Annotated in this window: 9 protein-coding genes; 5 read left to right on the top strand and 4 right to left on the bottom strand. The window is 43.3% G+C overall.

The annotated features are described in order from the left end of the window. Positions 1–226 precede the first annotated feature (226 nt). Complete coding sequence (locus FZC41_RS16695; RefSeq protein ID WP_148568588.1) at positions 227–481, top strand: hypothetical protein; 255 nt, start codon at positions 227–229, stop codon at positions 479–481. A 225-nt stretch (positions 482–706) separates the two neighbouring features. On the opposite strand, the gene FZC41_RS16690 is transcribed toward FZC41_RS16695, so the two are convergent. Then, positions 707–3535, bottom strand: a complete 2829-nt coding sequence (locus FZC41_RS16690) for a beta strand repeat-containing protein (RefSeq protein WP_148568587.1) — start codon at positions 3533–3535, stop codon at positions 707–709. A gap of 138 nt (positions 3536–3673) precedes the next feature. Here FZC41_RS16690 and FZC41_RS16685 point away from each other — a divergent pair, with 138 nt between their 5' ends. Both FZC41_RS16685 and FZC41_RS16680 read left to right on the top strand, forming a co-directional pair. Next, positions 3674–4873: a tyrosine-type recombinase/integrase gene (locus FZC41_RS16685; protein ID WP_148568586.1), complete on the top strand. Its 1200-nt coding sequence runs from the start codon at positions 3674–3676 to the stop codon at positions 4871–4873. A 311-nt stretch (positions 4874–5184) separates the two neighbouring features. Next, positions 5185–5463 carry a hypothetical protein gene (locus tag FZC41_RS16680; RefSeq protein WP_148568585.1) on the top strand — a complete coding sequence of 93 codons (279 nt, stop codon included), beginning with the start codon at positions 5185–5187 and terminating at the stop codon, positions 5461–5463. Between the two features lie 154 nt (positions 5464–5617). Here FZC41_RS16680 and FZC41_RS16675 read toward each other — a convergent pair whose 3' ends face one another. Beyond that, the gene (locus FZC41_RS16675; RefSeq protein ID WP_148568584.1) at positions 5618–7918 is read right to left on the bottom strand and encodes a methyl-accepting chemotaxis protein; all 2301 of its coding nucleotides are present in this window, start codon (positions 7916–7918) and stop codon (positions 5618–5620) included. Positions 7919–8197: 279 nt separating this feature from the next. Here FZC41_RS16675 and FZC41_RS16670 point away from each other — a divergent pair, with 279 nt between their 5' ends. Further along, positions 8198–8575, top strand: coding sequence for a helix-turn-helix domain-containing protein (locus FZC41_RS16670; protein WP_148568583.1), 378 nt, complete (start codon positions 8198–8200; stop codon positions 8573–8575). 183 nt (positions 8576–8758) lie between these two features. On the opposite strand, the gene FZC41_RS16665 is transcribed toward FZC41_RS16670, so the two are convergent. Both FZC41_RS16665 and gltB read right to left on the bottom strand, forming a co-directional pair. Further along, positions 8759–10234, bottom strand: coding sequence for a glutamate synthase subunit beta (locus FZC41_RS16665; protein WP_148568582.1), 1476 nt, complete (start codon positions 10232–10234; stop codon positions 8759–8761). Positions 10235–10251: 17 nt separating this feature from the next. Next, positions 10252–14835 carry a glutamate synthase large subunit gene (gene gltB, locus FZC41_RS16660; protein WP_170254046.1) on the bottom strand — a complete coding sequence of 1528 codons (4584 nt, stop codon included), beginning with the start codon at positions 14833–14835 and terminating at the stop codon, positions 10252–10254. A 374-nt stretch (positions 14836–15209) separates the two neighbouring features. Here gltB and FZC41_RS16655 point away from each other — a divergent pair, with 374 nt between their 5' ends. After that, positions 15210–15809 carry an AlbA family DNA-binding domain-containing protein gene (locus tag FZC41_RS16655; protein WP_170254043.1) on the top strand — a complete coding sequence of 200 codons (600 nt, stop codon included), beginning with the start codon at positions 15210–15212 and terminating at the stop codon, positions 15807–15809. Positions 15810–16380: the final 571 nt, after the last annotated feature.

Here is a 16380-nt window from a genome sequence, read left to right as displayed (position 1 = left end):
AAATCGATCTTCCCAAAGCATTCTTTTTGTTTCATCCATTGTATTCTTAACCTCCTTGAACGTTCTTTCAGGTTAGTCTACAATAATTCGGTCTGATTTGCACTACGCCATCTTTTGAATCGCTTACCAAACGAATGTGACACTTTTATGTTCGTTACGTTAAGTTCTGCTGGAATTTATGTGCTGATTGAATGGTACTGCTCAATTTTGAACGTGAATCCTCTGATTGACATTTAATTTTGACCAGTATTTCCCGACAGTCTCGACAATGGTGACAACTTGCATTGCATTTCTGATACCGGAACCATTGCAACCAAGTCCGGATTGCGTGGCACTGACCATCAGATCAGGTGGTTCTCTAGTCCGAAATCATCACAACCGAAATTCGCCTGTCACGACTGTCGGTACTGTCGGCAATTTAGGGACAAAAAAGATGGGACTGGTTGGAGAATTCAAATTCTTCATTGAGTTTAGTAGATAGGAATTTGGCAGAAGTGATTGGAAAGACTGGAAAGGTAATAGGATTTTTAATAGCTGGAAGATTTTACAGTGAGAATCACAATATTTTTTCAGAGAATGCGAACGTATGTTCTATTCGTCACATGTCCTATAGGTGAACGAGAGAAAAAGAAATCCCCCAAAGATTTCTCCTTGGGGGATCTGTTTCTTTCGTGCTACCTATTAGGGTTTAGGAAAGATGAATCAATTATGGAGCTACTACTATAGTATTACCACCACTTGCTATTGAAGCTACACCACTAGTTACGGTTGCAGTATCAAACAAGTTAAGTGCACTTGTACCTGGTATTGTTACCGGTATGTTAGCTGTAGCAGGTCCTGCACTAATTGTAAATACACCAGTAGTGTTACTTACTGTGATTGTAGTAATTCCTAAACCTGTTGTGAATGTCACTGGGCTTAATGTAACATCAGTTAAAGTTAGATTACCACTGTCAGAACCCCATGTTGCTTTTACAACTGCAGAAGTTGCGCCTTGTACAAGTTTAATGTTTGTAACAACTGCTGTAGTTCTTGCTTTTTGAGTAGCAATATCAGATGTTAACTTAGTATCGGTTGCAGCACTTAATGTTGTCAAATTACCTTCTGCTGCCACTGCATTATCGTAAGCAGTTTCAGCTGCGGCTAAATTAACAGCTGTATTTCCGCTTGTTGCTACTACTGCATCAATTGATGATGCTAATGTGTTATATGTTGTGTTGGCTGTAGCAACAAAACCAGCTTCAGTAGTCATTAAACCCTTACTCGTAGCAAGGTTTGTTTTTCCACTATCTGCTGTAGCAACTACATTATCTGCTGTAGCATTGATTGCAGTGTTAGCTGCTGTGATCATTGTGTTATAGGTTGTTAAATTTGCAGTAACCGTTAAGTCAGCTGTTTGACCGAAGTCTTTAGCTTCAGCTACTAATACTGCTGCATTTAACCATGCTAATGATTGAGCATAACTTGGAGATGTACCTTTACCAAGATTTACAGTATTAGCAGTGTTACCATTATTATTTACAGCGGTCACGGCTGCATTGTAAGCTGTTCTTGCTGTAGCTGCAGTTTTACCTGTTGCTAACGTTGCATCAGTTACACTATTTGCACCAAAATTAAATTGTGCGAATGCTGACTGTAATGCTGCATCAGCTATACCTTTAGTATCGCTTAGAGCGACTGTAGCAGTCGTTAATTGACCTTCAGGTGTAAGGTTTCCAGGAATTGCGGTATCTGTAATACCTGTGCCTGATACTATAGCAACGGTAACTGGAGTTGTTGAAGTAGTTAATGGTGTAGTTAATGTTAATGTTACTACATTATCATTAGCACCAGCAAGCGTTGTTGTAGCAACTGCGCCGTTTACCTTAACTTCAAAATCACCAAGCGTTACATGTGTTACATTTTCTGAGAATGTTAGTCTTACTGTATTTAAAGCTGTCAATTCAACTTTTTGTACAACAGGTTTTACGTTCTCTACAAATGGAATTTTAGCGTATGTAGTACCATCGTAAGTTTTATCTGTTACATCAGAAATTCCACTTACTGTGAATGTCTTAGTTCCAGTTGTTGCTATTGCGCCAGAATTTAATGTTAATTTTACATGTGTTTTGTCACCGACGAATATTGCGCCACTGAATACTTGAACACCATCTACTGTGTAATGTGATGGATCAACTGCTGCATTTGAAACTTCCTTGCTAAAGTCAACAGTTACATAATCCATAGTTGCAGATGTTGTACCTTGAGCTACTGCAGATACTGTTGCTGGTGTTGTATTACCGTAAGCAAATGTTACATCTGTCTTAGCTATAGCATTATTGTAAGTATCTCTAACTGATGAAGTTTGGAATGTTACTGTGTAGTCACCTGTTACCGTAGGAGCAGTAACAGCTATTTCATTTTTCTCAATACCTAAAGTTGTTGAATCTTTAAGAACTAGGCCTGTAACAGTATTAGTTACTGAATCTTTTACATATGTTCCTGATACAGAACCAGAAGCAAGAACATCTCTGTCAAAGCTGTATACAACGTATGCATTTCCACCAATTGTCTTCACTGTACCTACTGTACTTGCTAATACAGGTTTAGTAACGGCGAAAGTAAGTTCTTGAGTAAATGTTGATAATGCTGCATTAGTTGGATTTCCTGCTGTGTCTTGGAAGTTATTTACAGTCACAACATGATTACCAGCTGTTACTAATGTTGTTGGTGATGTCATTGTGAATATAAATGTCTTATAGTCTGGTGTTGTAGTGTTTGCATTTGCGATAGTACCAGAATAACTAGTTCCATCAATTTTCACTGCAAAGTATAAGCCGCCAACTTGTTTTAGTGGCTCGCTAAATGTTACTTTGAAATGACTTAAGTCAATTGCTATTAAGCTTGTTACTGTTGGATTAGTTGTGTCTGGTGCAAAAGTAATATCACCAACAAATTTAGTCATAGCATTAGATGAAAAATCAGTTAACCCATTAATTGTCATCTCATAATTTTTAGAACTTGCTAAACCAGATGTTGCAATATTAATTGTGAAACTTTTCTTGTCAGTTGCTAATGTATATGCGCCTGAAGGTACAACTACAGTAGAACCATCTAATTTAATAGCTGTTGCAGAAGCGATTCCAGTTGAAATAGTATTGATTGGTTCGCTAAATGCTACCTTAATAGTATTACTATCTGGATAAGTAATTCCTGTTACTGTAGGAGCAACTGCATCAAATAAATTCAAAGTCTTAGAATACTCAGCTACTTTTGTACCATCTACAGTTGTAAGATTTTTAATATTTCCTAAGTAGCTAGCTGCTGTTTTATTGTTTAAATAAGGAGTACTTAATGTTAAAACAACAGATTTTTTATCATCTTGTAATTTTGCAGCGGATACTGCTAAATTACCAGCAGCACTTGAGTTAGCTGCATTAAATACATAATTAGTTGTTGTTTCAGCAGAACCTTTGTCAACTACTGTTGCAAATGTAACAAGTAATTCTTGACCGTCAAGAGCAGTTACACTCGTAACTTTAGGTATTGCTACCAAGTTCCCCTGAGCAGCGACAATATTAGTTATGGCTGTATTATTTTACAGTAAATAGTTAATAGAATTATCCTAAAACTAATTCTTGCCTGAAAAAAACGAATATACTAGTAGTATCGTTAGTATTGAAGGAGGAATTTTATGGTTTTGGAAAAGGCTGTCAGTAATTTTATTCACCATCTTGTTGTAAAAGAAAGATCAAAAGCAACAACAAGCGGGTATAGAAATGTACTGAATGCATTATGTTGTTTCCTGGAAACACGATTTGGAAGAATGGTTAATGTAGAAGAAATAACGCTAGCAGATCTGGAAGAATATTTAGAATACCATCAGAAGAAAGGAAATCAGGCTTTAACAAGAAACCGAATTATTTACATCATCAGGTCATTTTACAACTATCTGCATAATCGGGAACTGGTTGAAAATAACATCAGCAAGCGGTTGGAATCGATCCCGGTAAAAGAAAAAGAACGTATATTTCTGGTGCAGGAAGAAATAACGCAGCTTATTGAAAATATTGATCATAAATTGGTGAGAACAGCGGTCATTACGCTTGCAAATACCGGCTTGAGAATCAGTGAACTGAGTAATCTGAAATTGACAGATGTTGATTTTGAAACCAGGATAATAAAGGTGAGAGAAGGTAAAGGAAATAAAGATCGAATTGTGCCCATTAATCAAATGCTGATGAAAGTGTTAAGCCATTATTTATATGAGATTCGACCAAATGTAAAATCAGATAATTTTTTTGCGACAGCACGAACTGGCAAGTTATCACGCCAGACCGTTAATGAACACTTGTTAGCAACTGTCAAAAAGCTTGGCTGGGAAAAGCACGTAACAGCTCATATTCTCAGGCATAGCTTTGCTTCAGCATTGGTGAGCCATAATGTTTCACTGTCTGCGGTCCAGAAGCTGTTGGGGCACAGTGATTTAAAGGTGACAAGCCGATATATTCATCAGAATATTGAACAGCTTCATGTTGCAGTTAATCATATTTGCGAAGACGATGATCATGTCGAAAAGGGAGAGCCCCCTCTGCTGCGCGCTGAAATTAAACAGGCCACACAGGATAATAAAGATATTCTTGACGATTTTTTATATGATTGTCGTTTGGGAATAAAGCAAATACTGGAAGAAATCGAAAATCTAGGGAATCATTATGGTGTAACAGACAGTGAGTCAAAACAAAAAGAAATAGTCGTGATTAATGAACAAATCAGCATCGGATTATCGAAAGCGCTACTTTCGATGGTGGAAGATTTTAGTAAGAGAACAAGAATGAGTAAAGAAGAACTCGTTGAATCTGCGATCATTGAGTTTTTAAAAGAGCACGGGTAGAAATGAGGGGGGGGAGCTGGCATCGGTGTGCTGACTGAAAATTATGTTGCCACTGCTTTAACGCAGAAGGGATATCCCTTATACTACTGGCAGCATAGGCATCACCAATTAAATTTAAGAATTGACCATCAAGCAAAAACAGACAAATCATCAGTAGGAAAACTATTTGTCATCATACGGCGCTTGTCATCCTTAACTTAAAAAAGTATCTATTTATAGAAAATTAAGGTATAATAATGACAACATAAAAATTGCATTTTGACCAGCCGATTAGTTTCATATCTTTAATTTTGAAAGGATGGTTATTAATAATGTCGAATGATGAATTCCAAATGATTGTATTAAAAAAATTAGATTCACTGGAAAATGGTTTAAATGGAGTCAAGACTGAACTAACTGGAGTAAAAGCTGATTTAAAAGAAATCAGAATAAAACTGGAAGCGGTTAGCGAGCAGACGGCGGTATTAACAGAATTCAAGTCAGATACTGAACAGCAATTCGCAGAGATTAAGGATACGCTTCATTTTGTCCTGCATAAGGAGATTGAAACAGAAAAAGAACTGTTTTCTTTAAAAAAGAAGCAAGCCTAGCAGCGAATGGGTTATATGCACAAAAGAGGGTGATAGTAATTATCATCCTCTTTTGTTTTTTACAGATACCAAAATTATCGTCTTTTTTAGTTTTTTGAAGTGGCTGGAAAGTCTGGCGAGATTGTCACGGCTGTCAAAGGGATTTTTCTTTTTCTTATTTTAATTGAAATGCACCCACCATTTGTCTAAGCATTTCTGCTTGCCCTGAAAGTTCTTCACTGGCAGCGGCACTTTCTTCAGCAGTGGCTGAATTAGTCTGAACCACCTGGGAAACCTGTTCAACACCGATATTAATCTGGGCTATTTCGGAAGCCTGATCATTGGAAGAATGAGCGATCTCGCCGACTAAACTGGTTACTTCTTCAATTTCTATTAATATGTTTTTTAGGCTTTCGGCAGTCTGACCCGCTATCTTTGTTCCTGCTTCCACTTTGATGATGGATCCTTCAATAAGAGCGGTGGTTTCTTTTGCAGCTAGCGCGCTTCTGGCGGCAAGGTTTCGGACTTCTTCTGCAACTACGGCAAATCCTTTGCCGTGCTGCCCAGCCCGGGCGGCCTCGACGGCGGCGTTAAGCGCCAGAATATTGGTCTGAAAAGCAATATCGTCGATGACCTTGATGATCTTAGAAATATTGCTGGAAGATTGATTGATTTCCACCATGGCGGTTACCATATTCGTCATCTGACTATTGCCGACCTCTGCATTTGATCGTACAGCATTTGCTACTTCATTGGCATGATTGGCATTTTCGGCATTTTGTTTTGTTTCGCTTGCCACCTCTTCAATTGATGCCGTAAGTTCCTGAATGGAACTGGCTTGTTCGGTGGTTCCCTGAGCCAGGGCCTGTCCGCCGTCGGATATCTGATTAGCACCAGCTTCTACCTGTCCGGCCGCTTCGTTAATGTGCGACAAGGTGGCACTCAGATTGGTGTTAATATCGTTAAGAGCTGTTTTTATTGCCTGGAAATCGCCCAGATATTCGGTGGTAATGTGCTGGTTCATATTGCCCCGGCCCATTTCTTCCAATGTTTGCGTGATTTCATCCACATAGTTTTTCAGGAAGGCAATAGTCAGGTTCATGTTGTCTTTGATCATGGTATAGTCCCCGTTATAATCGCCAATCATCCCCGTATTCAGGTTCCCCTGTGACAATTCTTTTAACGTATTTGAGGCTTCCTGAACCGGTGCAACGACGGCATCCAATGTGGCATTGACACCGTCCACGATTTTTGCAAAATCACCCTGATGTCTGCTGACGTCAGCCCGGGTATTCAGTTGTCCTTCGATGCCCGCCTGGGCCAACAAGGTGGCATCACTGATCAGGTTGTCTACAGAGGTTTTAACTTCCGACAGACTGTTAGCGATTTCGTTGAATTGTGCACTGACTTCTGAAGTGTATTCATCGGCTTCGCCGATAGCCATATCAAACGTCAGATCGCCCTGAGATAAACGAATCAGATTTTGTTCCAATCGAGACACTTCGCATTTGGTATAATCACTCACTCGGATTATTGGTGTTAAATCGGTAACGACTTCCACAAAGCCTATATTCTCGCCTTTTGTGTTCTTGAGGTAAGTGGTATCCTGTTTATTGTTACGGCCACACCATTCAAAATAACTGTCTGATAATCCCTGATCAACCAGTCTCCGTATCCCACAACCTTCAGTTCTACAAACGGTCGCGCCAGCATTGTAGCAGTCCATACCACAGGCGGAATTACGATCTGTAATGACTTTGTTTTCAATCATCAGACTTTCAAATGGTTTGTTCATAAAGGTCCACTTCATGTTATTATCAGTGACGTGAACCGGGAATGGCACCGCATCGATAATGGATTCATACCAGATCATTTTATCAACAACCGTATCCAGGGTGGCATTGATTCCCTCAATGATTTCTTTATAACCGCCTTTGAAATGATCAGCATCGCCTCGAGCATCCCATTTGCCTTCCACTGCTGCATGAGATAGCATCACGACTTCATCAATCAGGCTACGAATGGTCTCGATGGTGAGGTTAAGCGGCGGGGTAATGACATCCTCAGCATCATGAACGGTGAGATTTTCCGAAACATCGCCAGCGGCGATGTTGCCCATCAGTTCAATGTTAACAATCTGGAGATCGTCCGCCAGCTTGTTCAATGACGCGCTCAAACTGCCCACTTCATCCTGAGACGTGACTACTAAACGCATTCCCAGATGTCCTTTGGCGAGTTCTGTAATCATGTGGTTTGCTTTTTCCAATGGCTTAACAATTACAGCACGCAAGAATAAGGCAAATAGTAAAGCCACAATCACAGCGGTAACAGTAACAATAATAATGGTGGTTACTGACACATTGGCGGCTTCGACTTTCTTGAAACCGACAACGCCTACAACTTCGGTGATAAGTGCTACAATAATAAAACTCACCATCAATTTCATTCCAATTTTCATGTTACTGATCCATTTCATTTTCTTCTCCCTCTTGATTCGGCGGTTGTGTCACGACTGACACCCGATGATTTTTATAAACCTTCATTTTAATGGTTTACATTGTTAATAAAAAAAAGCTTTCCGCTTTTGGCTAGAGTCGCTGGCTACTGCATCTATCCGCTTAATTTTCATCATATGTCTATTATAATGCTACAATATGAAGCAAGTCAATGGTGAATTGTACAATATTGCTACATTTTGATGCATCTGTTGTTTGTAATCAATTGAACCGATATAATGGCATCAGAGAGGTGAAAAATGATTGGCACAAGGTTGAAAGAACTTAGAAAAGATATGAATTTAACCCAAATTGAATTGTCACAGGCATTATCAATTTCAAGGTCGTCTCTTTCATTGTATGAAATAAATAAACGTGAACCTGATTGCGAAACAGTAAACAAAATCGCTGATTTTTTCGATGTTTCATTGGATTATCTCTGTGGAAGATCAATTGACACTTGCATTGCAAAAAATAGAGTGATGACAATCTCTGCTTCTCTTACTGAAAAAGAAAAACGGTTACTTGCGATATTTGACAAAATAAAAGATGAAACGTTACAGGATAAAGCCATTATGAAGCTTGAAGGCTATGTTGATGGTCTGATTGAAATGAAAGATGGTGAAGAAACGGGATAGGTAAGCTCTATCTGTTGCCGAAGATTACCTGACGTACGAAGGTTTTCCGGTCACTTAACTTACAAAAGTATCTCTAAAAGAACTGTTTGTTTAAAAAAAGAAGCAAGCCTAAGAACCGAATGGATTAGTTAACAAAAGAGGGTGACAGCAATTGTCACCCTCTTTTGTATTTCAAAATTCCGATTATTTATTTTCTAAATAGCTGTGGCAGGCTCGGGCGGCTTCCCGGCCTTCGTTAATGGCCCAGACAACCAGGCTTTGGCCGCGACGCATATCGCCGGCGGCAAATACGTTGGCAACATTGGTCTGGTAACTGCCGTAATCGGCTTTAACGTTGGAACGGGGGTCCCGATCCAGCCCTAACTGATCGACCAATTGATCTTCCGGTCCCAGAAAACCCATGGCCAGCAAAACCAGATCAGCTCGCAGGATTTTTTCGGTGCCCGGGAGTTCCTGCATGGTCATCCGACCGGTTTCGTCCGGAACCCATTTGATGTCAACGGTATGGATTTCTTTAATCTGTCCGCTGGCATCGCCCACCATTTTTTTGGTGGTGGTGCAGTAGCGCCGGGGGTCGTCGCCGTACAGCGCCTGGGCTTCTTCCTGGCCATAGTCCAATTTATAGGTCTTGGGCCATTCCGGCCAGGGGTTGTTGGCGGTTCGGTCCAGGGGCGGTTTCGGCATGATTTCCAATTGAATGACGCTTTTGCAGCCATGTCTGATCGAGGTGCCGACACAGTCGGTGCCGGTGTCGCCACCGCCGATAATGACCACATTCTTATCTTTGGCTGAGGTGAATTGACCGTCCGTCAGATTGGAATCCAGCAGACTTTTAGTGTTGGCGCTTAAAAAGTCGATGGCGAACTGAACGCCGGCCAGCTTTCTGCCTTCAACCGGTAAATCTCGGGGTTTGGTGGCACCGCCACATAATACGATGGCGTCATAGTCGGCCTGCAGGGCGGCTACGGGATAATCTTTGCCCACTTCAGTATTGGTGACAAAGGTGATCCCTTCCGCTTTCATTAAATCGACCCGTCTTTGGACGACACCGATTTTGTCCAGTTTCATATTGGGGATGCCATACATTAAAAGTCCCCCAATCCGGTCGGCCCGTTCGTAAACGGTGACTAAATGTCCGGCTTTATTGAGTTCCGCTGCGCAGGCAAGACCGGCCGGACCGGAACCGACCACGGCGACTTTTTTATCAGTGCGGGATTTAGGCGGATTAGGAGTAATCCAGCCTTCTTTGAAAGCTCGGTCGATAATGGCGCACTCATTGGTTTTAATGGTTACCTGGGGCTGGTTAAGACCCACGGTGCAGGCCCCTTCACAGGGGGCGGGGCAAACCCGTCCGGTGAATTCCGGAAAATTATTAGTCTTCAGCAGTCTGGCTAAAGCTTCTTGCCATAACCCCTTATAGATAAGATCATTCCATTCGGGAATTAAGTTATGCAGGGGACAGCCTGAGGCGGCTCCGGCGAGCATGATGCCGGAGTGGCAGTAGGGAACGCCGCAGTCCATGCAGCGGGCCCCCTGAATTTGCTGGACTTCTTCCGGGAGTTCCAGATGGAACTCCTGCCAGTCTTTGATCCGTTCAAGAGGCGCCCGATCCATGGGTACTTCGCGTGTGTATTCTAAAAATCCTGTTGATTTTCCCATAATAATTTACCTCCTCACTAATTTCCGCTAACCCGGGACAAATCCCGGTTATTTTCCTGAAACGCTGCCATTAAAGCTTCATCTCCGGTAAGACCTTGAGCTTGAACCCGCGCCATGGCATCCAACATTCGTTTATAATCTCGCGGTAAAACCTTGGTGAATTTTTTCGAATAATTGTCGAAGTCGGCGAGTATTTTTTGTGCCAGGGCACTGCTGGTATAAGCTTGGTGTTTTTCAATCAAAGCTTTGAGCTCGGCCAATTCAGCCGGATCGGTAATTTTAACCAGATCCACCATTTCAGCATTGCAGGATTCCGCGAAGCTGTCATCATTATCTAAAACATAGGCCACGCCACCGGACATACCGGCGGCAAAGTTACGGCCGGTTTTCCCCAGAATGACAACTTTTCCACCGGTCATATATTCACAGCCATGGTCGCCAACGGCTTCAACCACCGCGGTCACACCGCTGTTTCGAACACAGAAACGTTCGCCGGCAACCCCGCGAATATACGCTTCGCCATCGGTGGCGCCATAGAAGGCGACGTTGCCGACGATGATATTGTCTTCGGGAACAAAGGTTGCAGCGTTGGGCGGATAAATAATCATTTTTCCGCCGGACAGGCCTTTGCCGAAATAATCGTTGGCATCGCCTTCGAGTTTAATGGTCATGCCCTTCGGCATAAAGGCGCCCAGACTTTGTCCGGATGAGCCGGTCAGGTTTAGGGTAATGGTGTCTTCCGGCAAGCCGTCTTCGCCAAAACGTTTGGAAACTTCATTGCCGACAATGGTGCCGACAACCCGGTTGGTGTTTCTGATGGTCGTGGTGATGGCCACCTTTTCCCGACGTTCCAAAGCGGGACCGCACTGGCCTAAAAGTTCGGTTAAATCGAGTGATTGTTCGATTTTATGGTTTTGTTTGATCTGGCAGTATAAGCCGCCGCCTTCAGGAACAACCGGCTGATAAAGCATGTTGGAAAAATCAAGGCCTTTTAATTTCCAGTGATCAATCGCCTTGTTCATTTCCAGTTTGTCCGAGCGGCCGATCATTTCATTGACGGTTCTAAACCCGAGTTCTGCCATAATTTCGCGCAGTTCCTGGGCAATGAATTTCATAAAGTTAACCACGTGTTCCGGGTCGCCTTTAAAGCGTTTCCGCAGTTCCGGGTTTTGGGTGGCAATCCCGACCGGGCAGGTATCCAAATTACAAACACGCATCATCACACAACCGAGAATAACCAGCGGGGCGGTGGCAAAGCCGTATTCTTCCGCACCTAAGAGCGCGGCCACGGCCAGATCTTTACCGGTGAGCAGTTTACCATCGGTTTCCACTTTAACCCGAGTTCTTAAATTATTGAGCACCAGGGTCTGATGGGTTTCCGCCAGGCCCAGTTCCCAGGGCAGTCCGGCGTGACGAATACTGGTTTTTGGTGAAGCTCCGGTGCCGCCATCGTAACCGCTGATTAGAATAACGTCAGCTTTAGCTTTGGCAACCCCGGCGGCGATCGTACCGACGCCGACTTCGGAAACCAGCTTGACGTTAATCAGGGCTTCGCGATTGGCATTTTTTAAATCGTGGATCAGTTCCGCTAAATCTTCAATGGAATAAATATCATGATGGGGTGGCGGTGAAATAAGCCCAACCCCAGGGGTGGAATATCGGGTTTTGGCAACCCAGGGATAGACTTTACGTCCCGGCAGCTGACCGCCTTCACCAGGTTTTGCGCCCTGAGCCATCTTGATCTGAATTTCCTGAGCATTGGATAAGTAATGGCTGGTGACGCCAAAACGTCCGGAAGCTACCTGTTTGATGGCGCTGCAACGGGAATCTCCATTTTTTAACGGAATATAGCGTTCGGGATCTTCGCCGCCTTCGCCGGTGTTGCTTTTTCCGCCGATGCGGTTCATGGCAATGGCCAGGCTTTCATGCGCTTCGCTGCCCAGCGAACCATAGGACATCGCCCCAGTTTTAAAGCGGGTACAGATGCTTTCGACTGATTCCACTTCGTCAATCGGAATCGGCTGAAGGTCTTTAAAGGCCATCAGTCCTCTTAAAGTACAGGTCTGCTGACTCTGTTCATCAATCAGGCGGGTGTATTCCTTATAGAGCTGATAGTCCTTGTTACGGCAGGAGGTCTGCAGTTTGTAAATTGCTTCCGGGTTGTAAGTATGGAACTCACCGTCGGCTCGCCATTGGAAATTGCCGCCGGATTCAAGTGTTTTGTCATCGGCAAAGGGATTGTTGTAGGCTTCGTCATGACGCATCTGCGATTCCCGGGCGATTTCGGCCAGGCCGATCCCTTCGATTCGCGACGGGGTTCGGGTGAAGTATTTTTCAATGACTTCCGAGTTGATCCCCACCGCTTCAAAAATCTGGGCCCCGTGATAGCTTAAAATGGTTGAAATACCCATTTTGGATAAGACTTTGATGACCCCTTTGGTGACGGTTTTGATGTAGGTATAAACGGCTTTGTCATAATCGATATCGGTTAACAGGCCTTTTTCAATGAGCTCCTCAATGGTTTCAAAGGCCAGATAAGGATTGACGGCTGTGGCGCCATAACCGATTAGGACGGCAAAATGGTGAACCTCTCGGGGTTCTCCGGATTCGACAATCAGACTGACTTTGGTGCGGGTTAGATTATCAATCAAATGATGATGGAGGCCCGAAATTGCCAGGGCCGAGGGAATCGGCATCTGGTTTTTATTGACGCCCCGATCCGAGAGCACAATAATCGTGGCGCCGTTTTTAATCGCTTTGTCGGCCGCGGCAAAAATTGTTTCCAGTGCCTGTTCCAAACCATCGCCGCCGGAATGACTTTCGAATAAAGTCGACAGCGTGACGGTGGCGATCAGCGGATCATCCAGTTCTTTGATTTTTTCCAGATCATCATTGCTCAGAATTGGCATATTCAGGCTGACCTGGTGACAGCTTTCCGGTTTGGGATTGATCAGATTGCCTTCGCCGCCCAAATAAACTTCGGTGCCGGTAATCAGTTCTTCCCGCAGGGAATCGATCGGGGGATTGGTAACCTGGGCGAACATTTCCTTGAAATAATTAAAGAGCAGCTGCGACTTATCCGACAGCACCGCCAAGGGAATATCGTTACCCATCGCGCCGATGGGATCGACACCGTCTTTAGCCATCGGGACAATCATTGATTTTAAATCTTCATAGGTATAGCCGAATGATTTTTGCCGTTGAACTAGCGTTGCTTTATCGGAGACATTTTTGATTTTAGGCTCAGGCAGGGTCTCCAGCGGCATGTTATGTTCTTCAAGCCATTTTGCGTAAGGCTCCTGGCAGGCTACCGAATGCTTCAGGTGTTCATCATTGATGATTTCCCCTTTTTCGGTATCAATCATCAGCATCCGACCGGGTCGTAAACGTTCCTTGTACAGAATGTTTTCCGGCGGAATATCCAGAACGCCAACCTCCGAGGAGAGAATAACCATATCATCTTTGGTGACGTAGTAACGGGACGGACGCAAGCCGTTGCGGTCCAGAACCGCGCCCAGGCGAATGCCATCAGTGAAAGCAATCGCGGCCGGGCCATCCCAGGGTTCGAGGATGCGGGAATGATAGTTGTAAAAAGCCTTTTTCTCCGGGCTCATTGTTTTATGTTTGGACCAGGGTTCCGGGATCATCATCATGGCGCTATGAGCCATTGAACGTCCGGTTAAGTTTAAAAACTCAAAGACATTATCAAAAATTGCGGAATCACTGCCGTCGGTGTCAACGACCGGGAAGGTTTTTTCCAATTCGTCACCAAAAAGATCGCTTTGCAGCAGCGATTGGCGGGCGTACATCCAGTTTACATTGCCCCGCAGGGTGTTGATCTCACCGTTGTGGATAACATAACGGTTGGGATGAGCTCTTTCCCAGCTGGGGAAGGTGTTGGTGCTGAAACGGGAATGGACCATCGCAATCGCGGTGGTGACATCCGGATCTTTAAGATCCAGATAGAATTCGCCAACCTGATCTTCGGTTAACATGCCTTTATAGACAACCGTCCGTGAGGAGAAGCTGGCGGCATAAAAGGACAGGCCCTGCTTTTTAGTGATTTTTTCCGCCTGTTTACGGATCGTGTAAAGTTTTCGTTCAAAAGCCATGGCATCGGTAATGTCAGCACTCTTCTTAATAAAAACCTGTTTTAGAAAAGGCATGCTGGCGACCGCCATTTTGCCCAAATCACAAAGATCAACGGGAACATCCCGCCAGCCCAGCAGACTTTGACCTTCGGCTGTAATGGCGTCGGCCAAGATCTGTTCGCATTGGTGCCGTTTTGCTTCGTCGGTCGGGAGAAATAACATCCCCAAACCGTAGTCCCCGGGTTGCGGCAAGGTAAAACCTTCTTTAATAGAAGCTTTTGCTAAAAATTGGTGGGGGATTTGGATCAGAATGCCGGCGCCGTCGCCGGTGTTCGTTTCAGCCCCGCGGCCGCCGCGGTGTTGCAAATTAACTAGGGTTGTTAAAGCCTGTTGGACAATATGGTGGGATTTTTTACCTTTAATATGGACAATCGCTCCAATACCACAGGCGTCATGTTCAAAATCGGGATCGTAAAGTCCCTGCTTGGGTGGTAAACTAGTGTGTTTCATACGCATTTTAACCTTCCTCAGAAAAATCTGTTTGTAACCAAAAGAATACTATTGTTCCATCGAAAATTCAACAATTTTTTATTCGGTTTTGATCGATAATTTTTGTATTTCACTGTACCGGTAAACAAATGTTGCCAACACAAATAGGATGAATCGAAACTATTACAGTGCGTGTAATAAAGCGTGTTGATGTACAGCTTTATAATTATACTATAAAGATTGATAAATATCATAAAAATTTCGCTGATTATATCAAAAAAACATAGTGACGGAAAATAAAAGAATGGATAGCGGGAATAATCTTAGCGGTTGTTTTATGATCGGACTTAATGATATGATTATAACAAAATTAAAGTAAAGAGACGGTGGAGCTATTGTCAAATAAAAACAATCCGATCAATGAGGAGATCGCAAAACTTATTCAACAGGGAGACAGTGACCAAGTGGAGTTTAGACACCATACCGGCGGGCCGAATTTGCTCAGCAAGATCATTTCTTCTTTTGCCAATGCCGAAGGCGGCAAATTGATTATTGGGGTCAATGAAAAGGGCAAAATTCTCGGCTGCAAAAAAGATTCGGTGATGGAGACTTTTACTAAAGCAAAAGAAAAACTGATCCCCTGTCCGACGCTGGCTATTGAATTTATTGAGCTGGAAAATAAGCAGATCGCGATCATTTCGATTGAAAAAAACGCGAAAATCGTGGCCTCAAGCCTGGGCGTCTTTAAAAGGACTGACCAAGCGGACGAAGTGATGGTGACGGAAGAAATTATGACCCGCGAGCTGACGGCGGCCACCGGGGATGATTTTAAAGAGACCGTGGCAGTAATGGCGAAGCAGATTGCCCAGCTGACGATTTCTCTGGAAGAGTCGGTGAAACGGTACAATGATAAAAACAAACTCAGCCGAAAAGTTCTGGAATGGATCGCCTGCGGCATCATCGGCATTATTTTATCGATGATCATTCATTTGTAGACGATTGAAAATCGGTCTGGGGAGATAATAACTTCCAAAACGACATCCATATTAATAGAAAAGTAAGACAGCAGATAAAAGCTCCGGGATTTTTTAAATCCCGGAGCTTGGGCATTTTTTGATGGCCACCGAGAAAGAGTGGTGGCAGAAAGGTGATGTTGCGTTCTGTGGCAAAAAAAATGCCGATTTAACAAAATAAAAAATAAAGATGGCACATTAATTGCCACATATTGATTGACTTGCTATTTGCTGATACAATGAAAAAATGTGAGCGGGCATTTTGCCGCCCTTTCCTCAGCAGTATTTGGCAATCAGCTGATCGATTTGTTCCTCCTGAAACTGTTCGCCCAGGGTGATGGCCGTAAACAGAGTATTTGAAAACGAGGGAATGGTTCTTTTGTATCATCGGAAAAAGCGAAGCGCGCTGACACAAAAGAAACGTTTCGGGACCAGTGAAAAAGACATGTTTTGGGGCTGATTTCTGAAAATATGAGTGAATTATTTTTAGAAACTAAAATTTATTCTGAATATAACGATTTTTTTAATAAAACAAGAAAAATCAGCGGTCATG

The organism is Acetobacterium paludosum (assembly GCF_008086595.1).
Classification (GTDB): domain Bacteria; phylum Bacillota; class Clostridia; order Eubacteriales; family Eubacteriaceae; genus Acetobacterium; species Acetobacterium paludosum.
The sequence above is the reverse complement of the archived record's forward strand: the minus strand, read 5'-3'. Positions and strand labels throughout refer to the sequence as shown.